Genomic DNA, 23,244 nt, shown 5'->3' with positions numbered 1-23,244 from the left:
GTAACCCTCTATGTCGCGACACCTGAAACTCGCCTTCATCCTCGACCCGCTGCACGGATTGAAGGCCTACAAGGATTCGAGCATCGCGATGATGCGCGAGGCGCATTCGCGCGGCCACGCGGTATTCGCGATCCAGCGCGAGGCGCTGACGTGGCGCGACGGCACGGTCGCCGCGCGCGCGCACGCGATCCGCACGCGCGCGGACGATCGCGGCTGGTACGACATCGGCGAAGACGCGGTGTACCCGCTCAGCGCGTTCGACGCGGTCGTGATGCGCCAGGACCCGCCGTTCGATTTCGAGTACATCACGGCGTCGTGGCTGCTCGAACGCGCGGTCGCGGCCGGCGCGCGCGTCTTCAACGATCCGCGTGCGATCCGCGATCATTCCGAGAAGATCGCGATCACCGAATTCCCGCAATTCACCGCGACGACGCTCGTGGCGCGCGACTCGGCCGAGCTCGACGCCTTCATCGACGAGCTCGGCGACGTGATCCTGAAGCCGCTCGACGGCATGGGCGGCAGCCAGATCTTCCGTGTCCGCGCCGACGATCCGAACCGCAACGTGATCCTCGAGACGCTGACGCACGAAGGCCAGCGCACGATCATGGCGCAGCGTTATCTGCCGGCGATCGCCGACGGCGACAAGCGCGTGCTGATCATCGGCGGAGAAGTCGTGCCGTACGCGCTCGCGCGCATCCCGAAGGCCGGCGAGACGCGCGGCAATCTCGCTGCCGGCGGCCGTGGCGTCGCGATGCCGCTGACGCCGGCCGAGCGCGAGATCGCCGAAACCCTCGCGCCGATCCTGTGGGGGCGCGGCCTGATGGTCGTCGGGCTCGACGTCATCGGCGGCCAGCTTACCGAGATCAACGTCACGAGTCCGACCTGCTTCGTCGAGATCGCCGCGCAGACGGGCTTCTCGGTCGCCGGGCTGTTCGTCGACCGCCTCGAACGGGCCTGCGCCTGATGTCGCGATCCCGGTTCGCCGGCCGCCTCGCCGCGGCGGTACTCACGTTGGCGTTCGCTGCGCTGCTCGCCGCGTGTTCGCCGCCGCAGCTCTTCCACCAGGAAGCCTACGTCTTCGGCACGCGCGTCGATGTCACCGTGTACGGCGAGTCGAACGAACGCGCGGCCGACGCGATGGCGGCGGTGCTGCAGGAGTTCGACCGGCTGCACCGCGCGTACCACGCGTGGCAGCCGTCGGAGCTGACCGCGCTGAACGAGGCCATCGCGAGCGGCAAGGCCGCGGTCGTGTCGGACGAGCTCGCCGCGATGCTGACCGACGCGCAGCGGCTGTCGGCGATGGGTGACGGACTCTTCAACCCGGCGATGGGCCGGCTGATCGCGCTGTGGGGCTTCCACAGCGACGAGTTCGTTCCGCACCTGCCGGAACCCGGCGCGCTGCAATCGATCATCGAGGCGCGCCCGCGGATGTCGGATCTCGTGATCACCGGCAACCGCGTCGAGAGCCGCAACCCGATGGTCCAGCTCGATCTCGGCGGCTACGCCAAGGGCTACGCGCTCGACCGCGCAATGGCGATCCTCAAGGACAAGGGCGTCAAGAACGCGCTCGTGAATATCGGCGGCAACGTGATGGCGCTCGGCCAGAAGGGCGACACGCCGTGGCGGCTCGGCCTGCAGCATCCGCGCGAGCCGCGGCCGCTCGCGACGCTGCCGCTGTACGACGGCGAGGCGATCGGCACGTCGGGCGACTACCAGCGCTATTTCGAGATCAACGGCTACCGCTACTCGCACCTGCTCGACCCGCGCACCGGCGGTCCGGCGCACGAGTCGCAGTCGGTGACGGTGCTGGTGACACCGCGCCAGGGCGCGGGCACCCTGTCCGATGCGGCGAGCAAGCCGGCATTCATCGCCGGCGACAACTGGCGGGAATACACGCGCCGCTTCGGCATCGACCACGCGTTGCGCGTCACCGCCGACGGCCGCATCGAAGTCACGCGCGAGCTGCGCGCGCGGCTGCAATTCCCGTCGGATCCACCGCCGATCACCGTCGTCGACTGAGGCCGTGCCGATGCCGCCGCGCCCGCATCTCGACCGTTTCGCGATGAGCCTGATGGTGCTGCTGTGTGCGGTCTGGGGGCTGCAGCAGGTCGCGATCAAGCTCGCGAATGCCGGCATCTCGCCGATCTGGCAGGCAGGGCTGCGCTCGATCGGCGCGACGCTGATGGTCTGGGCGTGGGCGAGCCTGCGCGGGGTGCGACTGTGGTCGGCCGACGGCACGCTCGCGCCCGGCCTCGTCGCGGGCTTGCTGTTCGCGTTCGAGTTCGCGCTGATCTTCTGGGCGCTCGAGTTCACGAACGCGTCGCGCGGCGTGATCTTCCTTTACATGGCACCGTTCTTCGTCGCGATCGGCGCCGTCTGGTTGCTGCCGCACGAGCCGATGCGCCGTGCCCAGTGGGTCGGCATGGCGCTCGCGTTCGCCGGCGTCGTGCTGCTGTTCGGCGAAAACCTGCTGCAGCCGATGGGCCGCGCGTGGGTCGGCGACCTGATGATGGTCGTCGCCGCGATCCTGTGGGCGGCGACGACGCTGACCGTCAAGGTCTCGCCGCTCGTGCGCGCGCCGGTCGAGAAGACGCTGCTGTACCAGCTCGGCGTCTCGGCGGTGGTGCTGCCCTTGCTGTCGCTCGCGTTCGGCGAACCCGGCGTCTTCGCGCCGACCCCGGCCGTCTGGGCCAGCCTCGCGTTCCAGACCGTCGCCGTCGCCGGCGCGAGCTACCTCGCGTGGTTCTGGCTCATCAGCCAGTACCCGCCGACGCGCCTGTCGTCGTTCTCGTTCCTCACGCCGGTGATGGGCGTGCTCGCGGGCGGCATCCTGCTCGGCGAAGCGCTGACCCCCGCAGTGTTCGCCGCGCTCGCGCTCGTCGGCAGCGGGATCTGGACCGCGAACCGGACCGTGCCCGCGGCACCGCCGAATCGTCGCTGACGGCCCGGGGGCGGCGCGCGGCGCGTCACGTCTGCGCCGATCCACCGTGAAATTCGTCGCCCCGCTCGATCACCAATGATGCCGTCGCTCCGGTCGCCGTGGCTTCCGCAAGGAGCCAGTCCGCGAAGCGGGCGACTTCCGGCCGCTCGCTGCCGGGTGCGCGGACGAGCCAGAACGCGCGGCCAGTGACTTCCGTGCGGCCGTCGCCGACGATCTTTAGCTGTCCGCCGGCAATCAGGCGGTCGACGAGCTGCGCGCGGCCTATCGCGACCCCTTGTCCGGCGACCGCGGCCTGGATCAGCTGGTCGTACTGGTTGAACACGAGCACCGCGCGCGGGCGCACGCCGTCGAGTCCCAAGGTCGTCAGCCAGTGCCCCCAGCGCAGCCACGGGTAGCGGACGTCGTCGAAGTCGAGCAGCACGGTGTCGGGCAGCGTGTCACGGTCGAGCCGGCGAGCGGCGAGCGCGGGACTCGCGACTGGCACCGTCGATTCGCCGAACAGCGGTGCCGCGCCGGCCGGCGCGTCGCGCTCGGCGCAGTAGCGCACTGCGAGGTCGATGCCTTCGCGCGCGAGGTCGAGGATCCGGTTGCCCGCCGCGAGGCGCACGTCGACGTCGGGATGGAGATCCTGGAATCGCGACAGGCGGGGCACGAGCCACAGCGCGGCGATGCCGATCGTCGCGGTGACGGTGACCGGACGGGCGGCCGGCCCGCGCAGCTCGTCCGCGAGCGTCCCGTACTCGGCGAGCCAGCCGTCGGCGGCGATCGCCAGCCGCGCGCCGGCCGGAGTCAGCGCGAGACTGCGGATGCCGCGAACGAACAAGGGCACGCCGAGCGCGGCTTCGAGGGCCTGCACCTGGCGGCTGATCGCCGACTGCGTCAGGAACAGCTCTGCGGCCGCGCGCGTGAAGCTCAGATGTCGCGCGGCGGACACGAAGCCGCGCAGCGGCTCGAGCGGCGGAGGGTGTGCGAGCGGGCTATGCATGAGTGTGGCGCATCGATGAGATGCGTATTTCGCGTTTGTCGACGAGCAGTCTGAAGCACAAGCTGCGACTGTCGGGCATCAATAAGGATGCGAAACGCGCATCCATGGCGGCCCGAAAAGGAGCTTAGCATGGGCCTGCACTCCGAGCTCGGGCGCGTCGTGCTCGCGCCGCGCGACGTGTTCGTGCTGGACACGCCGGACCCGGTCGTAATCGCCGTGCGCAGCGGCTGCGTGTGGCTGACGCAGGGCGGCGATTCGCAGGATGTCGTCCTGCAGCCCGGGCAGTTGCTCGCGCTGCGGCGTGCGGCGGAAGTCGTGATCACGCCGCGCGGCGCTGCCGAACTCGTCGTCACGCAGCCGGCGCCGCCCGCGGCGGGGAATCCGTGGCGGTCGAAGGCGATGCGCCTTGCCGCCGCGCTCGTCGACAAGGTGGTGACGCGCGGCGTACGACACGGCGCCATCCGGCGCCTCGCGTCGCGACTTCATTTCGGCCCGCCCGCGCAGGCGGGAATGGACTAAAGTGCAACGACGCGCAGGGACGGAGGGCAGGGCATGCTGCGGCCGCGGATCGAGTTCTGGTACGAGTTTGCGAGTTCCTATTCCTATCTTTCGGTGATGCGCGTCGAAGCGCTTGCCGACGCAGCCGGCGTCGACATCGACTGGCGGCCGTTCCTGCTCGGGCCGGTGTTCCTCGCGCTCGGGTGGAACGACTCGCCGTTCAACATCTATCCGCCGAAGGGGCGCTACATGTGGCGCGATCTTTCCCGCCTCGCGGACAAATACGACCTGCCGTTCCGTGTCCCGAGCCGGTTTCCGCGCGACGGCCTGCTCGCCGCGCGCGTCGCGCTGCTCGGTGCCGACGCAGGCTGGATCGCGCCGTTCTCGCGCGACGTGATGCGCGCGAACTTCGCCGACGACCGCGATATCGGCGAGCCGACGGTCGTCGCCGAGATCCTGTCGGGGCTCGGCCTGCCCGCGGGGGAGTTGCTCGCCGCGGCGCTCGTCGAGGACAACAAGATAGCGCTGCGCCGCCAGACCGAGCAGGCGACGGTGCACGGCATGTTCGGTGCGCCGAGCTTCCGCGTTGGAGAGGAATTGTTCTGGGGCAACGACCGCCTCGAAGACGCGCTCGAGTGGGCCAGCCGGGGGGCGCCGGCGCGCGCCGGAGGCGAGCCGGACGCGCCGCACGAGGGACGGCCGCCGTCCAATCGATAAAGCGGGCGGCCGAGCTTTTTGCCGGCGGGCGGCGCGCCGGCGTGGGGCGTCCTCGCCGCAGCACAAATCGCGACTCGGTTCGCAACACGAACCGCAGCACGAAGCGCGGCGAGAACCGTGTCCCGATCGGCAGCTTAAGCCCTGTTCGGGTCCGCCGCGTAGGCCGTATCTCGGTCCGCCGCGCCGACCGTGTCCTGGCCCGCGGCCTGGGCGATGTTTCGGTTCTCCGGTGTGATCCCGTCATGCTTTGTCGGATGACCGAGCGGGGAACCTCGCCGGGAGGGAGGTAAAGCAACGGTGCGTCGGTTGTTGGTATGCTCGCGCCCGCCGTCGGGTTTGCGCCGACGGTTCCCTTTTGGACTGCCGGAAACCCCGATGAAAGCGATCCTCGTTGCGCTGCTGCTGTCCCTTTCCTTTGCATTCCCCGCGTCGGCGGCGACGCCCGGAGAAGTGCCGGTCGGCGGCATGCTGCGCGACGCCGACATGCGCGGGCTGTCGGGGAAGCCCGCGAAGCTCGCCGACTTTCGCGGCAAGCCGCTGATCATCAACGTCTGGGCGAGCTGGTGCGCGCCCTGTCGCGACGAAATGGCGTCGCTCGACCGCCTCGCGCGGCGTTACGGCGGCGGCAAGCACTTCAATGTGATCGGCATTTCGACCGATGACTACAGCGACCGCGCGAAGACTTTCCTGCAGCAGGCGGGCACGTCGTTCCCGCACTTCATCGACAGCCGCCTGTTCCTCGAAAACATGCTCGGCGCCGACCGCATCCCGCTGACGCTGCTGGTCGACGCCGACGGGCGCATCCTGCACAAGATCTACGGTGCGAAGGAATGGGACAGTCCCGAAGCGGTCAGGGCGATCGGGCAGGTGTTCGGCGCCAAGCTGTGAGTGCGGCCGGGCGGGCGGCTTTGCCGTCGTGCCTCCCCGAGAATCGAGGGCCTCACCGCGGCGGGGCGCGTTCTTTCGATCCCGACGCGGTCTGCCGCGCGTTAGTGCGGAATCGCTCACGAAACGGGTCCGCCGGGTTGCGGGCGGGCTGTCGGCAGGACCGCGCCGCTCGCACGATTTGCGGCTAGCGGATCAAAGGCAGGAATGAAGAGGGCGCGACCGGCCCGTCCCACGGGCGGCTGCTGCGTCGCGGCCCGTCGCGCTTGCCCGCGGGTTCACTGGGACGCCTTGCGCGCCTCTTCCGCTTTTTCCGCTTCGCGCTCGCGGATGCGCTCGTCGTAACGCTCGCGGTCGCGCCTCGCCTTTTCGGCGCGCTCGGCGGCATCGGCCGCGGCTTTCTCGCGTTCGCGCGCCTTCTCCGCGTCGAGCGCGCGCCGCTCGGCCCGCGCCGCCTCGGCCGCACGTTCGGCTTCGATCTGGCGTTCGCGCCGGATCGCCTCGGGGTCGACGGGGGCGGCGTCCGCGCCGGTGGGCGCCCCTTTGGAGGGTGCCGCCGACGGCGCGATCGGCTTCGGTTCGGTCGGCGCCGCGGGAGCCGGCGCTGCCGCGGGCGCGGTCAGGCCGCGCTCCTGCGCGAGGCGCTGGCGTTCGGCGACTTCGAGGCGGCCCGCTTCGGCTTCGAGTTCGCGCGCCTTGCGGATCGATTCGAGGCGCGCCGCCTTCGCGTTCGCGAGGCAGCGATTGACGAGAAAGCGCTCGTAGCACCCGGGTTCGGCTGCGCGCAACGTATCGTCGGCCTGGTCGCGCAAGGTCTTCGCGTCGCCGCGCAGCGCTGCGGCGCGTTCGAGGTCGCCCTCGGCGGCGCCCGCGGCGACGGCGAACGCGGCGAACAGCAACGGCGGCAACAGGCGATGGATCATCGGCATTCGGCGTGAGTCCGTTGGGGGATGCGTAGAATAACGCCTTTGCCCTTCGATTCGCTGACGTGATCCAGTTCCGCAACCTCCGCCTCGCCCGGGGCGCCAAAATCCTCGTCGATGCGGCCTCGCTGCAGATCCACCCCGGCTGGCGCGTCGGCCTGACCGGCGCGAACGGCACCGGCAAGTCGAGCCTGTTTGCGTTGTTGCGCGGCCAGCTGCACCAGGACCAGGGCGACCTCGAGATTCCCGCCGGCTGGCAGATCGCGCACGTCGCGCAGGAGACGCCGGCGCTCGCGAAGCCCGCAATCGAATACGTGCTCGACGGCGACGCCGAACTGCGCGACGTCGAATCGAAGCTCGCCGCGGCGGAAGCGGCTCACGACGGCGCGCATATCGGTGAGCTTCATGCGCGCCTGCACGAAATCGGCGGCTACGCGGCGCGCTCGCGCGCGGCGGCGCTGCTCTACGGCCTCGGCTTCGTCGCGGGCGACCCCGAACGCCCGGTGGCGGACTTCTCGGGCGGCTGGCGGATGCGGCTGAACCTTGCGCAGGCGCTGATGTGCCGGTCGGATCTCCTGCTGCTCGACGAGCCAACGAACCACCTCGACCTCGACGCGGTGCTATGGCTCGAGCAGTGGCTGCGCGACTACCGCGGCACGCTCGTGCTGATCTCGCACGACCGCGAGTTCCTCGACGCCTGCGTCACACACGTCGCGCACATCGAGTCGCAGCGGCTGACGCTCTACACCGGCGGTTATTCCGACTTCGAACGGCAGCGCGCCGAGCGCCTCGCGCAGCAGCAGTCGCTGTTCGACAAGCAGCAACGCGAGATCGCGCATATCGAGGACTACATCCGCCGCTTCCGCGCGAAGGCGACGAAGGCGCGCCAGGCGCAGAGCCGCATCAAGGCGCTCGAGCGCATGGAGCGCATCGCCGCGGCGCACATCGACACGCCGTTCTCGTTCAGCTTCCGCGACGGGCCGGCCGCGCCCGATCCGCTGCTGCAGATCGAGGGCGGCGCGATTGCCTATGGCAGCCGCACCGTGCTCGACCGCGTGCGCCTGACGCTGCGCCCCGGCGAGCGCGTCGGCCTGCTCGGGCGCAACGGCGCCGGCAAATCGACGCTGATCAAGCTGCTCGCGGGCGAGCTCGCGCTCGCCGCCGGCAGCCGCAGCGAAGGCAAGGGCCTCGCGATCGGCTATTTCGCGCAGCACCAGCTCGAGACGCTGCGCCCGGACGAATCGCCGCTGCAGCACCTGATGCGCCTCGACCCGCGCACGCGCGAGCAGGAACTGCGCGACTACCTCGGCGGCTTCGATTTCCGCGGCGACGGCGTCGGCGGCACCTCGACGCCTGCGACGACGCCCTGTGGCAGCTTCTCGGGCGGCGAAAAATCGCGCCTCGCGCTCGCGCTGATGATCTGGCAGCGGCCGAACCTGATGCTGCTCGACGAGCCGACGAACCACCTCGACCTCGAAATGCGCCACGCGCTGACGCTCGCGCTGCAGGATTACGAAGGCGGCATGGTGCTCGTGTCGCACGACCGGGCGCTGCTGCGCGCGACCTGCGACCGTTTCCTGCTCGTCGACGACGGCCGCATCCAGCCGTTCGACGGCGACCTCGACGACTACCGCGACTGGCTGGCCGAACGCCGTGCGCAGGCGAGCGAAGCGGCGAAATGCCCGGACCGCACCGCGGACAAGGCGGCCCGCAAGGCCGACCGCGAACAGTCCGCCGCCGAGCGCCAGGCGCGACTCGCCGCGCGCCGTCCGCTCGTCAAGGAGCGCGACCAGCTCGAGAAGGAGCTCGCCGGCTGGCAAGGCGAGAAGAAGCTCCTCGACGCGCGGCTCGCCGACCCGGCGCTGTACACCGGCCCCGAGGCGGCGCAATTGCAGACGCTGCTGAAGCGCCAGGCCGAGCTCGCAGGCTGGGTGGACGAGGCCGAACTGCGCTGGCTGGAGATCTCGGAGGCGCTCGAGGCGATACCCGCCGACTGAAGCGGGCGGGTAAACGCGCATCGCGCGCGCTTCCGGGCCCTCGTGCTAGCCGTCGAGGACCCCCCGCGTGAGTTTCCGCGCACCGCGCAGCTGCTCGCTGGGCACACTTTTGGCTGCGCGCGGCAGGACGTCGCAGCGAAAGACTCGGTGGCGGGGCATGCCCGGTTGTGCCTTTCGCGGAATGCGGGGGCGCCGCAGCCGTCGTTTGCGCCTACAGTTGAAACGATCGCCCCGCGGGGCTGAAAACGGGGGAAATCCGATGCCGACCGAGCCGCTGTCGCTCGAACTGTCCGACCTCGTCACCGCGCGTGAGCGGATCCGCGGCGCGATCACGCGCACGATGCAGTGGCCGAATGATTCGCTGTCCGAAGAGTTCGGCGTGCCGCTGTCGTTGAAGCTCGAGAACCTGCAGCGCACCGGTTCGTTCAAGCTGCGCGGCGCGACGCACAAGATCGGCCGCCTGCTCGAGCAGGGCGCGGCCCGGCAAGGGGTCGTTGCGGCGTCGGCGGGGAATCACGCGCAGGGTGTTGCGCGCGCCGCGGCGCAGGCCGGATTGCGCGCCGTCGTCGTGATGCCGACCAACGCGCCGCTGACGAAGATCGTCGCGTGCCGCAAGCTCGGTGCCGACGTGCACCTCTGCGGCGACACGCTCGAAGTCGCGGCCGACGAGGCCCGCCGGCTCGCGGACGCCGAGCAGCTCGCGTTCATCCATCCGTACGACGACCGCGACGTGATCGCGGGGCAGGCGAGCTGCGGGCTGGAGATGTTCGAGGACGCGCCGGACATGACGCTCGCGATCGTGCCGCTCGGCGGCGGCGGCCTGATCGCCGGCGTCGCGCTCGCGCTGAAGCTGCAGAATCCGGCGATCCGCGTCGTCGGCGTGCAGACCGAGACGGTTGCGCCGTGGCGGCGGTTCCTGCGCGACGGCTCGCTCGAGGAAGTGCCGCCCGGGGCGCACACCATCGCCGACGGCATCAAGGTGAAGCGCCCCGGCGTGCTGACGCGGCAGGTCGTCGCGCGCCACGTCGACGAGATCGTCACCGTCGACGACAACGCGATCGCCGAGGCGATCGTCGCACTGCTCGAGCGCACGCGTACGATCGGCGAAGGCGCGGGCGTTGTCGGACTCGCGGCGCTGATGCAACGGAAGATTCGATTGCGGCCGGACGAGCGCGCGGTCGTCGTGATCTCCGGCGGCAACATCGACATGACGCTCGTCGGGCGTTCGATCGATTACGGCCTCGCGTCGAGCGGGCGGCTGATGAGCGTCGCGGTGACGATCTCGGACGCACCGGGCAAGCTGCTCGCGCTGCTGAAAACCGTCGCCGAACTCGGGATGAACGTGCGCCACGTCGAGCATCGGCGCGGCGAATTGCACGTCCCGGTGGGGATGACCGAAGTGATCCTGCAGATCGAAACGCGAGACCTCGACCATCAGCACGCGCTGCTGACGCATTTCGTCGAGCAGGGCCTCAGGGTGCGCAACCTGCTCGCGAGTTGAGCGGGCGCAGGCGGCCGAAAAGAAAAACGGGGCGAGCCCAGAGGCCGCCCCGCCAAAAAACCCGCCATCCACGGGTCAAGGGTTACACCATTACCGGAAAGCACACCCGATACGCACGTAGAGAGCCGTGCTTTCCGCAGAAGTTCCGAGTTGTTACAAATTCGTCGCGCGCACGCGGAGCCCGCAGTATCGGCGACTTTGCGGGGCCGGACTGCCGACTCCGTCACAGTCACGGCGCCGCTGGCATGAGTCTGGCTTCGGATACCGTGCCTGTCGAAGCCTGGCAGCATCCTTCGACAGGCTCAGGCAAACGATCGTGACAACGCCCTTCGACGGGCTCAGAGCGAACGGTTGTTGCAGCGCCCTTCGACGGGCCTCAGGGAGAACGGTTGTAATAGAATCGCGGCTTTCCTCTTGCGCAACAGGAACTCGCCCGTGCAACTCGTCTGCCTCGACCTCGAAGGTGTGCTGGTCCCCGAAATCTGGATCGAATTCGCCGAACGCACCGGCATTCCCGAGCTGCGGCGCACGACGCGCGACGAGCCGAATTACGACACGCTGATGAAGTACCGGCTCGACATCCTCGCCGGGAAGAAGCTCGGCCTGCCGGACATCCAGGAAGTCATCGGCAGCATGGGGCCGATGCCGGGGGCGCGCGAGTTCCTCGACGCGCTGCGTGAGCGCTACCAGGTCGTGATCCTGTCCGACACCTTCCAGGAGTTCGCGAAGCCGCTGATGAAGCAGCTCGGCTGGCCGACGCTGTTCTGCCATCGCCTCGAAGCCGACACGAACGGCGTGCTCGTCGATTACCATCTGCGGATGCCGGACCAGAAGCGCGAGGCGGTCAAGCGTTTCAAGGAGCTGAACCTGACGGTCGTCGCGGCGGGTGATTCGTACAACGACACCGCGATGCTCGGCGAGGCGCACGGCGGCATCCTGTTCCACCCGCCCGAGAACGTCGTGCGCGAATTCCCGCAGTTCCCGGTCACGCGCACCTACGATGAGCTGCGCGCGGAGATCGACAAGGCTTTCGCGCGCGTCGCGTGAGGGCGCCGGCGATGCACCGCGAGCGCTTTTTCACGCTGTCGGCGTCCTGCCCGGACCGGGTCGGGATCGTCGCGCGCGTCTCGAGCTTCATCGCCGAGCATCGCGGCTGGATTCTCGAGACTTCGCTGCACGCCGAGGCTCCCCGCGAAGGGGAGTCGGTCGGGCGCTATTTCATGCGCCTCGAAATCCGCGCCGACTCGCTGCCCTTCCATCTCGCCGAGTTCCGCGAGCGCTTCCGCCCGCTCGCGCAGGAACTCGAGATGGACTGGACGATCACCGATTCCGCGGTGAAGAAGCGCGTCGTGATCCTGGTGTCGAAGCAGGAGCACTGCCTCTACGATCTGCTCGCGCGCTGGCAGTCGAAGGAGCTCGACATCGAGATTCCGTGCGTGATCTCGAATCACGACACCTTCCGCGGCTTCGTCGAGTGGCATGGCATCCCCTTCCTGCACGTGCCGGTGACGCCCGACAACAAGGTCGCCGCGTACGCCGAAGTGCGGCGCATCTTCGAGGAAGTCCGCGGCGACACGATGGTGCTCGCGCGCTACATGCAGGTGCTGTCGCCCGAACTGTGCGCCGCCTTTCCGGGTCGCATCATCAACATCCACCACAGCTTCCTGCCGAGCTTCGTCGGCGCGCGGCCCTACCACCAGGCCTGGGCGAAGGGCGTCAAGCTGATCGGTGCGACCTGCCACTACGTGACCGCCGACCTCGACCAGGGGCCGATCATCGACCAGGACGTGATCCGCATCGACCACTCCGATTCCGTCGAGGACATGGTCCGCTACGGCAAGGACATCGAGAAGACGGTCCTCGCGCGTGGCCTGCGCTACCACCTCGAAGGCCGTGTGCTGACGCACGGCAACAAGACCATCGTCTTCCGCTGAGCCGCGGGTCGCGGATCGAGGTCAAGCGGCAAGGCGGGGTCGCGAGCGCGCTCGGGGCGGCGCGAGCCCCCGGGATCGCGCGGCCGGGGTCGCCCGCGTGACCGGGCTCGCGTAGCATTCGCGGCCCGTTTCCCGTAGCTTCCGCTCATGCTCATTTCCCCCGCGCGCGCCTGCGGCGTCGATTTCGGCACGTCGAACTCCACCGTCGGCTGGTTGCGGCCCGCCGCGCCGACGCTGCTCGCCCTCGAAGACGGCAAACCGACGCTGCCGTCGGCGGTGTTCTTCAACGCCGACGAGGAGACCACCTGCTACGGCCGCGCCGCACTCGCCGAATATCTCGAAGGCTACGAGGGCCGGCTGATGCGCTCGCTGAAGAGCCTCCTCGGCAGCAGCCTGATCGACGGCCAGACCGAAGTCCATGGGCGCGCGCTGCCGTTCCGCGACCTGCTCGCGAGCTTCCTCGGCGAGCTGAAGCGCCGCGCCGAGAGCGAGGCCGGGCAGCGTTTCGACGAGGCGGTGCTCGGACGGCCGGTCCATTTCGTCGATGGTGACGAGGCCGCCGATCGCAAGGCGCAGGACACGCTCGAAGCGGTCGCCCGCCAGATCGGCTTTCGCGACGTGAGTTTCCAGTTCGAACCGATCGGCGCCGCGCTGCATTACGAAACTTCGCTCGCGCGGGAAGAACTCGTGCTGGTCGCCGACATCGGCGGCGGCACCGCGGATTTCTCGCTCGTGCGGCTGTCGCCCGAGCGGGCCGGGCGCGACGAGCGGCGCGAGGACCTGCTCGGGAACGCCGGCGTGCACATCGGCGGCACCGACTTCGACCGCGCGCTGAGCCTCGAATGCGTGATGCCGCTTCTCGGCTATCGCAGCCGCATGAAGAACGGCGCCGAGGTCCCGTCCAGCCTGTTCTTCCAGCTCGCGACCTGGCACACGATCAACTTCGCCTACACACGGCAGGCCTGGTCCGATCTGCAACATGTGTACCGCGGTGCGACGGCGCGCGTCGAACTCGACCGGCTGTCCAGGCTGATCAGCCGGCGCGAGGGGCATTGGCTCGCGCTCCAGGTCGAGCAGGCGAAAATCGACCTGTCACAGGCGCCGGTGGCGTCACTGCAACTCGACCGGCTGGAAGCGGGGTTGCGGCACGAAATCGGGCGTGAGGCGTTCGCCGATGCGACGGCGACGCTCGTCGCGCGCGTGGCCGCGGCGGTCGGAGAACTGCTCGCCGAGGCCGGCGTCACGCGCGAACGCGTCGACACGATCTACTTTACCGGCGGCGCGAGCGGGGTGCCGCAACTGCGCGCGCGGATCGCGGCCGAGCTTCCCGCGGCGCGGGCCGTCGAAGGCGACCTCTACGGCAGCATCGGCGCCGGCCTCGCGGTCGAAGCCGCTCGGCGCTACGGCTGACGCGACAGGGGCGGGCGGAAAGGCAAGCACCCGGTCCGGCGCTGGAAAGCCGGTCGAAAGCGTGGGAAAGGCTGGAGCAGAGCCGGACGGGAGAAAGGCTCGGGAATGGACCGAGAGGGATCCGAAGAGCCGCAAAGTGCGAATGGGTCCGAACGATCCGAAAGGCCGTGAAAGCTGGGAGGTGGCCCGAAGGAGTCCGGAGGAAATCCGGAGGAGGGCGGGGGGAAGGCGCTCGCCAAACCTTTGGAAACCCGGCGCGGAAAGCAAAAAGCCCGGCGTCGCCGGGCTTTTTTTCGCGCTTGGCCCGACGGGAGTCAGGCCGTGCCATGCTCGTGGATCAGAGCGGGCGGATGTTGCTCGCCTGCTTGCCCTTCGGGCCGGTCGCTTCTTCGTACTGCACCTTCTGACCTTCGGTCAGGCTCTTGAAGCCGGTGCCCTGGATCGCGGAGAAGTGCGCGAACAGGTCGTCACCGCCGTTGTCCGGGGTGATGAAGCCGAAGCCCTTGGAGTCGTTGAACCACTTGACGGTACCAGTTGCCATTTTGATAAATCCCAAATCGGAGTTAATAAAGGGCGATTGCCCGGAGTGCGACAATCGAGATCGGGGAAAGACGAACTGAAGTACCGAACAGGCACGCGAGTACGAAGAACCACGCGATTTCATGTGACGCGGGAGGCAGTCTGTTGAAAAAAAGAAGGCCGGTCAAGCGCTGAAAGGCCTTGAAGCAGAATATTTTTTCCTCATATGGCGTTCATGGTAGTGACTCGCGCGAACAGATACCGGCAGCCTGGTATGTCCGTTCCGACAGCGATGAGTCCGGATCATCCCGAAACGCTATATCCATTCGTCGTGTCCGGGGCGGCGCCAGAGGGGGCGACACGATGTCGCGGTGCGATCTGGAGATGCCGCTGCAGCGCCGGGATCGGGACACGCGCCGGGCTCGTCCGGGTAATCGCGGGGGTGGCGCCGCGGTCTTCAGTAGCGATGAACGTCCGCTGATCGGCGCGAGGCGGGTTGGAGCAGGGCTGCTCCTGCAGACGCCCGCGTCCGCCGTGCCCGCGCCTATGGATGCGGTTGTCGGTGGACGTCGTACGTGACGAAATGCTTGCTTGGCGGCGGCAGTTCGAGCCACTCGCGATGCGCGAGCGCCTGCCGGACGTCATCGAGGCCGCTCTCCCAGTGGTCGTGCATCGTCTGCGGGCTGAACTCGTAATCCTTCGCGAGCCCGTCCCATTCCTTTTCCTGATAGATCAGCTGGATCACGCCGACCTGCCGGTCGCAGGCCCATTCGGCCGCGGTGCGACAGGCGGCGTGCGCGAGCCGGGTTTCTTCGGGGACGTGCTTCAGCAGCTCGCGGATGAGGTTGCGCAGCTCCTGCTCGCGCGCCATCAGGTCGGTGATCGCGCGCGTGCGGCTCGAATACTGGATGTCCTTGTGGCGTTCCTGCACGTCCCAGATGTTCGTCGGCACGTTGCCGAGCGCGCTCCACAGGTCGACCTGGAATGCGAGCGTATTGCGCCGCGGCGTTGCCGACAGCACGTGCGACAGCGGCGTGTTCGAGATCACGCCGCCGTCCCAGTAAAACTCGCCGTCGATCTCGACCGGCGGAAAACCCGGCGGCAACGCGCCGGACGCCATGAAGTGCTCGAGCCGCAGCCGGCCCTTCCACGGCCCGACGGTGTTGTCGAAATATTCGAAGTTGCCGGTGCGCACGTTGACCGCGCCGACCGACACGCGGACTTCGCGCGAGTTGATGCGATCGAGGTCGACGAGTCCGGCGAGCGTCTCGCGCAGCGGCGAGGTGTCGTAATAGCTCGTGTTGCCCGGTGGCAGCTCGACCGCCGCCCACGGCGGCGGCATCCGCGGCGTAAAGAAACCGCGCTGTCCCTCGATGACGGCGCGCCAGGCGGCCGCCGCATTGAACATCCGCCGCGCATCGCCGCCGAGCTTCGCGATCCAATGTTGCATCGCGTCCGCGACCGGCTGCATCAGCAGCGGGCGGCAGATCGTCTCCCAGAACGTCCGCAGCTGCGCGATGCGCTCGCCGGGCGCATTGCCGGCGATCAGCGCGACGTTCAGCGCACCGATCGAGATGCCGGCGAGCCAGTTCGGTGCGATCCCCGCTTCATCGAGTCCCTGGATCACGCCGGCCTGGTACGAGCCGAGCGCGCCGCCGCCCTGCAGCACGAGCGCGACGACGTCATACGGCAGTGACGACGGTTTCGCCAGCGGGTCCGTGCCGGGCGCGCATTCGCGCGGATCGGGTTCGCGTGACGACACGGGCAGCGCCGTTACTGGATGTGCCAACCGTGGCTCACGAGAAACGACTGACCGGTGAAGGCGTTGCCCGGGAAGGTCGCGAGAAAGCGGATCGTGCGCGCGATCTCCTCGACCGTCGTGAACTCGCCGTCGACGGTCTCGCCGAGCATCACGTCGCGCACGACTTCTTCCTCGCTGATGCCCAGCTCGCGCGCCTGCTCGGGAATCTGCTTGTCGACGAGCGGCGTGCGCACGTAGCTCGGGCACACGACGTACGAGCGCACGTCATGGGCGGCGCCTTCCTTCGCGAGCACGCGCGCGAGCCCGAGGAGGCCATGCTTCGCGGTGACGTACGCGGATTTCAGGGCCGAGGCCTCGTGCGAATGTACCGAGCCGATGTAGATCACCGCGCCGCCGCGGCCGCCCGCGTACATGTGCCGCACCGCGGCCCGCGTCGTCAGGAACGCACCGTCCAGATGCACCGCGAGCATCTTTTTCCAGTCCCGAAAAGTGAATTGCTCGATCGGGTTGACGATCTGGATGCCCGCGTTCGACACCAGCACATCGACGCTGCCGTGCTTCGCCGCGACCTCGTCGATCGCGCGATCGACCGCCGCTTCGTCGGTGACGTCCATCACGAGCCCGAACGCCTTGCCGCCCGCCGCCGTCATTTCGGCCGCGGCCGCTTCGGCAGCGGCGAGGTTCAGATCGGTCACCGCGACGGTCGCGCCCGCCTGCGCGAAATCGGTAGCGATCGCCTTGCCTATGCCGCTGGCGGCGCCCGTCACCACGGCGACCTTGCCATCGAGTCGTTCCGTCATGCGTCGCTCCTTGATCGCGTGTCGAGGCTAGAAACTTGGGTCAGCCGTCGGACGAAATCAAGGAAAGGGCGGTAAGCGGATGTCTCCCCCGAGCCGGTGCGCATGCGAGTCGGGCGGAGCGTTTACGTGGTGCGGAGCTTCCCGCAAGCCCGTCGTTCGGCCACTCATCCGTGCGCGAGCGCGAGCAGCTCCAGCGCCGCTCCGGCGACCTCGTCGGCGTCGACCCAGTCGACGAAGGATGCGCCGTGCGCGCAGCGGCCGGTGATCGTGTTCGTCCCGCACACCGAACATTCGAGCCGCCACGAGACGAAGGGCCGGTGGAGGGCGCGGGTCGTGGGCCCGGCATTGACGAGGTTGCCGCACCAGTAGATGCCGACGGTCGCCGCGCCGACCGCGCGCGCGAGGTGGAGCGGACCGGAGTCGCACGAGACGACGACCGCGGCGCGCGCGAGGGCGCCGGTGAGACGCGCGAAGGTGCAGTCGGGGCCGAGATCCGCCGCCGGCTCGCGCATCTGCGCCTGCACCGCGTCGACGAGGTCGCGCTCTTCGCCGGTTCCGTTCAGTACGACCTGCGCGCCCGCGTGTGCGAGCGCGTCGCCGACGCGGGCGAAGCGCTCGGCCGGCCAGCGCCGGCGCGAGTCGCCCGCGCCGAGATGCAGCACTGCGCACGGCGCGTCCGACGCGGGCACGATGCGACCGGCTTCGTCCAGGTCGGCCGGGTTCGCGGCGAGTTGCGGCTCCCAGTCCTTGGCCCCTGCGCCAGCGAGGGCGACGACTTCGAGGAAGCGGAAGACTTCGGGCTGGTAGTAGATGTAGGGCAGCCAGCGGTCGAGCGGCTCCGCGTCAGGCGTCTTAAGGCCGATCGTGACCCGCGCCCCGAGGCGCTTCACGAACGGGTTCGAGTAGCGGCCGCCACCGTGGAGCTGGAATGCGAGGTCGAAGCGCTCGTCGCGCATTTCTCCGAAGAAGCTCGCGAGTTCGCCAGCGTTCTCGTCCGCGGGCTCGGCCACGCTGACTCCGCGCGCGGCGGGAACGACGACGACGCGGTCCACCGGGATCGTCCGTCCCGCCAGGAAATCCCGGTGCCACGCTTTCCCCAGGAGCACGATCTCGGCTTCGGGGTAGGCGCGTCGCAGCGCGTCGAGCGCGGGCAGCGTGAAGATGAAGTCGCCGAGGCCATTCGCGCGCAGCACCGCGATCTTGCGCACGTCCGGCAGGGGTTCGGCCGCCGTGAGCGCCGCCGCCGCCCGGTTTCCGCGTTGGTGATCGCAAACGGTGGTGCCTGCGGGCCAGTGCAGGAAAGAGTCGGCTGTTTTTTTCATTCGGGCGCCTCCGGGCTGTGCGATTCCCGGGACAGCAATTCGCGGGCCTCGGCACCGCCTTCGACTCACCGCGCCTGCGTCCCTTGCTCCGCGGCTGCCCGTGGCGTGATCCGATTCGTCGGCCGCGGTGCGACCGCGTAAAAATTTCCCGCGCCGCTTCGGGTAGCCGGATGCGCTTGTCGGGCGCCGGCACAGTAAGATGCGCGGCGGCCCGATCGAACGGAGATCATCGACGAGCGAGGGCGCGACGTGGTCCCGGGTGTCGCCGGAAAAGCGGTCGCTTGCCCGACCGACCTCCGCGAGGGCGAAGGTTCTCGCGGCAAGGGTTTTATTGACCGGCAGCTGAATACCGTCCGGGCTGACCTTGTCGAAGTCCCGCCGCCGACAAGCTCAGGGCGAACGGTTGTATTAACTTGCCGGGTGAAATGGCCGGGCGGGGAAGTGTTCGTGCTTCCGAGCCGATCCCATCGAGCGTCGCAGCCGGCCTCCTGGCCGCCAAGCTTTTCCCGCTTCCCCGAATCCCATTTCCCCGACGATGAACCATCGCGAGCGTTTTCTCGAATTGCAGGCGCTGCTCACTGCCCACGAGACATGGTGGCGTCCCGCGCCGTTCCGCGTTCGCCGGCCCGACTGGTGCGACGAACGGCCCGCGCTGGCCGAAGCGGTGCTCGCGCTGGACGCGGCAGCGCTCGCGCGATACGCCGACGATCCCGCCGTCTGCTGTGCGTGGCTCGCGTCCTGGCTGCCGGTGGTCGACCGGCTCGGCGAGTTGGCCGTGCTGCCGGCGCTGCCTTCCCGCCCGCTGCCGCTGTGCGCTCCGCATTTCGACTGGTCGATCCCGGGGCGCAAGCGCGAGCAGATCGAAGCTTTCGCGGCGCATCGGCCGATTGCGCGCGCGCCGGTGCTCGAATGGTGCGCCGGCAAGGGGCACCTGGGCCGACGCGTCGCGCTCGCCGATCGCGTGCCGGTCGCGTCGCTCGAAATCGATCCCGTGCTGTGCGCGGACGCGTCGCACCTCGCAGCCCGCGCAGGGGTCGAGCAGGTCGTGCTGTGCGCCGACGCGCTCGACGACTCGTCCCGTTCCCACCTGCGCGGGCGCGGCGTCCTCGCGTTGCACGCTTGCGGCGAGCTGCACCGTAGCCTCGTCCGCAGCGCCGACCGCGACGGTGCGCGCAGCTATCGCATCGCACCGTGCTGTTACGCGCGCGGCGCCGAGAACGGCTACCGTCCGGTGAGCCGCGCCGCTTCATTGCCGCTCGACGCGGACGCGCTGCGCCTCGCGGTGACCGAGACCGTGACCGCACCCCGCCACGTCAGGGCGCGTCTCGCGCGCGATCAGGCGTGGAAGCTGGGCTTCATCGCGTTGCGCGAAGCGATCGAAGGCACAGTCCCGCGGACTTTCCGCCCGGTGCCGAAGGGCTGGCTGGCGGGCGACTTCGTTGCGTTCGGCGAGGCCCTCGCGCAGCGGGAGGGCGTACGCCTGCCCGCGCGCGTCGATTGGGCGCACTGGCAATCGGTCGGGGAAGGTCGCCGCGATGAAGTGCGGCGCTTCGAGCTCGTCCGCCACGCCTTTCGGCGCGCGCTGGAAATGTGGCTCGTGCTGGATCTCGCGCTCGGGCTGGAAGAGGCCGGGTTCGACGTCGAAGTCGGCAGCTTTTGCGCGCGTTCCTTGACGCCGCGAAACCTGCTGGTCATCGCAGAGCGTTAGCTCGGCGAACCCGGGCTGCGGGTGCTACGGTCTCGGCTGTGAGGTGGCCGCCGAGTCGCTGCGGGGGCGCTCCGCCGGAGCAGGCGCGTCAGGACGTTGCGCCGGTGGGCGTCGCGGTTTGTTCGTCCTCGACGTCGATGCCCCAGTCGCCGTAGGTGTACCAGTCGTCGCCGAGCAGTTCGGCGGGGTGCTGCGTGCGGCCCGAACCGTTGCCGCAACCGAGCGAATCGGCGGCGCAATAGCGGTCGCAGCCCCAGCAGATCCGCTCGGGGTGCTTGGGGTGAAGAGGAAATTTCTTTGCCATTCGACAGCTCGCGAAAGGGTTCGCAACATCGGAAAGTCTACTCTCCTGCCCCCCCGCAAGTGATTGAGCCGTATCAATCCACGAGTACCCGGACCTCCGCGGCGAGCGGCTCGTCGCGTCAGGCGCACGCCAAACGGTGCGGGAAACGAGGACAGTTCGGAACGGAGCGACGGTGCCCCTCTTTCGCCCGTCACGCCGCCGACGCGCACTCCTCGCATTGCTCCGTCTCCGGCGCCGCCGCGCGCGGGTGCCCGACGCGCAGCAGGAACGCAGGCAGCAGCGACGCCGGGATCGGCTTGCTCAGCCAGTAGCCCTGGATCGCGTCGCACCCGTAACGCCGTAGCGCTTCGAGCTGCGCTTCGGTTTCGACCCCTTCGGCAATCACTTGGATGTTCATCTTGTGCGCGAGCGCGGTGATCGCTTCAGTGATCGCGGCGTCGTTCGGATCGGTCATCAGGTCGTTCACGAACGAGCGGTCGATCTTCAGCATCTGGACCGGGCAGCGCTTGAGGTGCGCGAGCGACGAATAGCCGGTGCCGAAGTCGTCGATCGACAGGTCGACGCCGAGATCGCGGATATGGTGCAAGGTGCGGATCGAGCTTTCGATGTCGGACATCACGACCGCTTCCGTCAGCTCGAGTTCGAGCGCGGAAGGCGGCAGATCGAATTCGGCCAGCAACGCAGCGACGAGCTCCGGCAGGTCGCCGCGGCGGAACAGGTGGTCGGATACGTTCACCGCGACCCGCAGGCCCTGCGTGCCCTCCATCTGCCACTGACGCGCCTGTGCGCAGGCGATCCGCAGCACGGTCTCGTCGACCGCCGCCATCAGCCCGGCTTCCTCGGCGACCGGAAGGAAATGGGCGGGCGGGATCAGTCCGAGTTCCGGGTGCTGCCAGCGCACCAGCGCTTCGAAGCCGATCAGCGGGCCGTCGAGCCGCTTCTGCGCCTGGTAATGCACCTGCAACTGATTGCCCTCCTGCAGCGCGCGCCGCAACGCGCGTTCGAGCTGCAGCCGTTCCTGCGACCGCTCGGCCATGTCGCGGCTGTAGAAGCGGCAGGTGTTCTTGCCTTCGGCCTTCGCGGCGAACATCGCGATGTCGGCGCACTTGATCAGCTCGTCGGCTTGCGTCCCATGCTCGGGCGAGATCGCGATGCCGACGCTCGCGGTGACGAAGATCTCGTGTCCGCGGAGGTCGACCGGCCGGCTGAGCTGCGCGACGAGCCGCTCGGCCAGCGGCCTCACGTCGCAGCGGTTCGCGACGTCGTTCAGCAACACGACGAACTCGTCGCCCGACCAACGCGCAACGATGTCGCCGGGGCGCACACAATCCTGCAGCCGGTCCGCGACGGCCTGCAGCAGGAGGTCGCCGATGCAGTGGCCGAGCGTATCGTTCACGAACTTGAAGCGGTCGAGATCGCAGAACAGCACCGCCGTGTGCTCCTTCTTCCACGGTTGGCGCGCCAAAGACTGATTCAGGTGGTCGAGCAGCAGCGTGCGGTTCGGCAGCCCGGTCAGCTGGTCGTAGCGCGCGAGGTAGCTCAGGCGTTCCTCGTTGCTCTTGCGTTCGGTGATGTCGTGCACGAGGACGACGGCGCCCGCGCGCGCGTTCGTCGACTGCAGGCCCGCGACCGACAGCGCGACGACCAGCACGTCACCGTCGGCCGCCGGCATCTTCGTCTCGATCCAGTGCCGTGCGATCGGCGTGCTGAAAGCGGCCTCGATCACCTCGCTGTCGGGGAGGTAATCGGCGATCGGACGGCCCGCGAAGACATGGTCGTCCGTGGAGCGGAACAGCGCCCGGAAGGCGTGGTTCACGCGTTCGACCCGACCCTCGCGATCGACGACGATGATCCCCTCGGCCACCGAATCGATGATGTCCTCGACGTACTCCCGCGACACCATGCTGCCTGCGAGCTGCTCGGCCATCGCGTTGAAGGCCTGCGCCAACTCACCGACTTCGGTGTCGTCGGTGACCGCGACCCGGGTATCGAAGCGTCCGCCGCCGAGCTTGCGGGCAGCGTCGCGCAGCGCGACGACGGGCCGTGCGACGAGCCCGGCGATCCGCGCGCCGGCGAAGAGCGCGCACAGAAGCGCGACGAGCGCGACCGCGCCGATCATCCTTTCCTGCGCCGCGAGTTCGTCGTCGACGCCGCGCTGGTAGGCGACGAATTCGTCGAGCTCCGCTGCGGCAGCCTTTTCGGTCGCGTCGAGGACACGCGCGACCGACCCGGACAGCTCGGCGAGCGCCCGGTCGGCTTCCGCGCCGGAGAGCGCGCCGACACGCAGCTTTTCGACGGCGTCCTCCAGTGCGCCGATTTCGCCGGCGATCTTCGCCGCGTCCTCCGCCTCGTGCGGGAAGTGGGCGGTGACCAGCCCGCGATAGCGCGTCACTGCCGCGTCGAGCTCGGCGAAGCCGCGGCGCGGATCGGTGGCGGGCCCGACTTCCGGCGAAGCGAGCGCCCGGGCTTCGTGCACGGAGCGATAGACATCGCCCTCCAGCGCGACGCTGCCGAAACGGATGTCCTGCAGCGCCTGCAACACCGGCTGCGTGCGGTTGATGGCTTCGTCGAAATGGCGCCCCATCGAGTGCGTCGCGCGGAAACCGACCAGCGCGACGACCACGACGAGCACCGCGAGCAGGACATACCCGAGGAGGATCTTGATGCGAATCTTCACGCCGCGCCTTTTGTGTTCATGCAAAAACCATAAAAATCATTAGCTTAAGGCTTCGGATTGTAGGCGCGCCGCGAGCCGTGCGGGAGGCATTAGGACACGGTGCGCCGCAGATCCGACGGAAAACCGGCGGAAACGGGAGGGGGCCGGAATGGCGTCGAGGGAGTCGGGGGCGAATCCCGTGACTTTCGGAAGGCGGCGGGGCGGCGTCCTGCGCAGGCAGGTGCCGCGACGGCGAAATGCGGGCGCTCACGCCCGGGGATGGACGAGCCGACCCTGACAAGGAAGCGTCGATGCGCGCCGACGGCTGCGGCCCTGCGCGGGCGAGGACGGATTCGGCCCGGCGCGAACCGCCCGTTCGCCG

20 protein-coding genes are annotated in these 23,244 nt (G+C 69.0%); 12 read left to right on the top strand and 8 right to left on the bottom strand.

Going from position 1 to position 23,244, the window contains the following annotated elements; translation table 11 throughout:
• Positions 1–10 precede the first annotated feature (10 nt).
• From gshB to ROZ37_RS20680, 3 genes are read left to right on the top strand one after another with little or no spacing between them, the layout of a single operon-like run.
• Positions 11–964, top strand: coding sequence for a glutathione synthase (gshB, locus tag ROZ37_RS20690; RefSeq protein WP_312662495.1), 954 nt, complete (start codon positions 11–13; stop codon positions 962–964).
• Entirely contained in the window at positions 964–2,019 is a 1,056-nt protein-coding gene (locus ROZ37_RS20685) for an FAD:protein FMN transferase (RefSeq protein WP_312662494.1), read from the top strand. The genes gshB and ROZ37_RS20685 overlap by 1 nt, the downstream gene beginning before the upstream one ends.
• Before the next feature lie 10 nt (positions 2,020–2,029).
• Positions 2,030–2,941, top strand: a complete 912-nt coding sequence (locus tag ROZ37_RS20680; RefSeq protein ID WP_312662493.1) for a DMT family transporter — start codon at positions 2,030–2,032, stop codon at positions 2,939–2,941.
• Between the two features lie 25 nt (positions 2,942–2,966).
• Here ROZ37_RS20680 and ROZ37_RS20675 read toward each other — a convergent pair whose 3' ends face one another.
• Entirely contained in the window at positions 2,967–3,926 is a 960-nt protein-coding gene (locus ROZ37_RS20675; RefSeq protein WP_312662492.1) for a LysR substrate-binding domain-containing protein, read from the bottom strand.
• Between the two features lie 129 nt (positions 3,927–4,055).
• Here ROZ37_RS20675 and ROZ37_RS20670 point away from each other — a divergent pair, with 129 nt between their 5' ends.
• The 3 genes from ROZ37_RS20670 to ROZ37_RS20660 all read left to right on the top strand — a co-directional run bounded on the left by ROZ37_RS20670 (position 4,056) and on the right by ROZ37_RS20660 (position 6,029).
• Positions 4,056–4,445 carry a DUF2917 domain-containing protein gene (locus ROZ37_RS20670; RefSeq protein ID WP_312662491.1) on the top strand — a complete coding sequence of 130 codons (390 nt, stop codon included), beginning with the start codon at positions 4,056–4,058 and terminating at the stop codon, positions 4,443–4,445.
• Between the two features lie 33 nt (positions 4,446–4,478).
• Positions 4,479–5,141 carry a 2-hydroxychromene-2-carboxylate isomerase gene (locus tag ROZ37_RS20665; protein ID WP_312662489.1) on the top strand — a complete coding sequence of 221 codons (663 nt, stop codon included), beginning with the start codon at positions 4,479–4,481 and terminating at the stop codon, positions 5,139–5,141.
• A 375-nt stretch (positions 5,142–5,516) separates the two neighbouring features.
• Positions 5,517–6,029 carry a TlpA disulfide reductase family protein gene (locus tag ROZ37_RS20660; protein WP_312662487.1) on the top strand — a complete coding sequence of 171 codons (513 nt, stop codon included), beginning with the start codon at positions 5,517–5,519 and terminating at the stop codon, positions 6,027–6,029.
• 275 nt (positions 6,030–6,304) lie between these two features.
• On the opposite strand, the gene ROZ37_RS20655 is transcribed toward ROZ37_RS20660, so the two are convergent.
• Positions 6,305–6,955 (bottom strand): hypothetical protein, encoded by a 651-nt coding sequence (locus tag ROZ37_RS20655; RefSeq protein ID WP_312662486.1) that lies wholly within the window; start codon positions 6,953–6,955, stop codon positions 6,305–6,307.
• A 59-nt stretch (positions 6,956–7,014) separates the two neighbouring features.
• Here ROZ37_RS20655 and ROZ37_RS20650 point away from each other — a divergent pair, with 59 nt between their 5' ends.
• The 5 genes from ROZ37_RS20650 to ROZ37_RS20630 all read left to right on the top strand — a co-directional run bounded on the left by ROZ37_RS20650 (position 7,015) and on the right by ROZ37_RS20630 (position 13,791).
• Positions 7,015–8,946, top strand: a complete 1,932-nt coding sequence (locus tag ROZ37_RS20650; protein ID WP_312662484.1) for an ATP-binding cassette domain-containing protein — start codon at positions 7,015–7,017, stop codon at positions 8,944–8,946.
• A gap of 259 nt (positions 8,947–9,205) precedes the next feature.
• Positions 9,206–10,447 carry a threonine ammonia-lyase gene (gene ilvA, locus ROZ37_RS20645; protein ID WP_312662483.1) on the top strand — a complete coding sequence of 414 codons (1,242 nt, stop codon included), beginning with the start codon at positions 9,206–9,208 and terminating at the stop codon, positions 10,445–10,447.
• 435 nt (positions 10,448–10,882) lie between these two features.
• Positions 10,883–11,494 carry a bifunctional phosphoserine phosphatase/homoserine phosphotransferase ThrH gene (gene thrH / locus ROZ37_RS20640; protein ID WP_312662482.1) on the top strand — a complete coding sequence of 204 codons (612 nt, stop codon included), beginning with the start codon at positions 10,883–10,885 and terminating at the stop codon, positions 11,492–11,494.
• An 11-nt stretch (positions 11,495–11,505) separates the two neighbouring features.
• Positions 11,506–12,381 (top strand): formyltetrahydrofolate deformylase, encoded by an 876-nt coding sequence (purU, locus tag ROZ37_RS20635; protein WP_312662481.1) that lies wholly within the window; start codon positions 11,506–11,508, stop codon positions 12,379–12,381.
• A gap of 147 nt (positions 12,382–12,528) precedes the next feature.
• Positions 12,529–13,791 (top strand): Hsp70 family protein, encoded by a 1,263-nt coding sequence (locus ROZ37_RS20630; RefSeq protein WP_312662479.1) that lies wholly within the window; start codon positions 12,529–12,531, stop codon positions 13,789–13,791.
• Between the two features lie 337 nt (positions 13,792–14,128).
• Here the strand turns inward: ROZ37_RS20630 and ROZ37_RS20625 are convergent, their stop codons facing one another.
• From ROZ37_RS20625 to ROZ37_RS20610, 4 genes are all read right to left on the bottom strand, one after another.
• The gene (locus ROZ37_RS20625; RefSeq protein WP_312662478.1) at positions 14,129–14,332 is read right to left on the bottom strand and encodes a cold-shock protein; all 204 of its coding nucleotides are present in this window, start codon (positions 14,330–14,332) and stop codon (positions 14,129–14,131) included.
• A 522-nt stretch (positions 14,333–14,854) separates the two neighbouring features.
• A complete protein-coding gene (locus ROZ37_RS20620) occupies positions 14,855–16,072 on the bottom strand; it encodes a patatin-like phospholipase family protein (RefSeq protein WP_312662476.1) in 1,218 nt (405 codons plus the stop codon).
• Positions 16,073–16,083: 11 nt separating this feature from the next.
• Complete coding sequence (locus ROZ37_RS20615; RefSeq protein ID WP_312662475.1) at positions 16,084–16,872, bottom strand: 3-hydroxybutyrate dehydrogenase; 789 nt, start codon at positions 16,870–16,872, stop codon at positions 16,084–16,086.
• A 164-nt stretch (positions 16,873–17,036) separates the two neighbouring features.
• Positions 17,037–18,194, bottom strand: a complete 1,158-nt coding sequence (locus ROZ37_RS20610) for a glycosyltransferase family 9 protein (protein WP_312662474.1) — start codon at positions 18,192–18,194, stop codon at positions 17,037–17,039.
• A 535-nt stretch (positions 18,195–18,729) separates the two neighbouring features.
• Here ROZ37_RS20610 and ROZ37_RS20605 point away from each other — a divergent pair.
• Positions 18,730–19,902: a methyltransferase gene (locus tag ROZ37_RS20605; protein ID WP_312662473.1), complete on the top strand. Its 1,173-nt coding sequence runs from the start codon at positions 18,730–18,732 to the stop codon at positions 19,900–19,902.
• An 88-nt stretch (positions 19,903–19,990) separates the two neighbouring features.
• Here the strand turns inward: ROZ37_RS20605 and ROZ37_RS20600 are convergent, their stop codons facing one another.
• Positions 19,991–20,206, bottom strand: coding sequence for a DUF3079 domain-containing protein (locus tag ROZ37_RS20600; protein ID WP_312662471.1), 216 nt, complete (start codon positions 20,204–20,206; stop codon positions 19,991–19,993).
• A gap of 190 nt (positions 20,207–20,396) precedes the next feature.
• Positions 20,397–22,883 carry an EAL domain-containing protein gene (locus tag ROZ37_RS20595; protein WP_312662469.1) on the bottom strand — a complete coding sequence of 829 codons (2,487 nt, stop codon included), beginning with the start codon at positions 22,881–22,883 and terminating at the stop codon, positions 20,397–20,399.
• Positions 22,884–23,244 lie beyond the last annotated feature (361 nt).

The organism is Aromatoleum sp. (assembly GCF_032027225.1).
Classification (GTDB): Bacteria; Pseudomonadota; Gammaproteobacteria; order Burkholderiales; family Rhodocyclaceae; genus Aromatoleum.
Note: the sequence above shows the minus strand (reverse complement) of the source record. Positions and strands in the feature narration are given on the sequence as shown.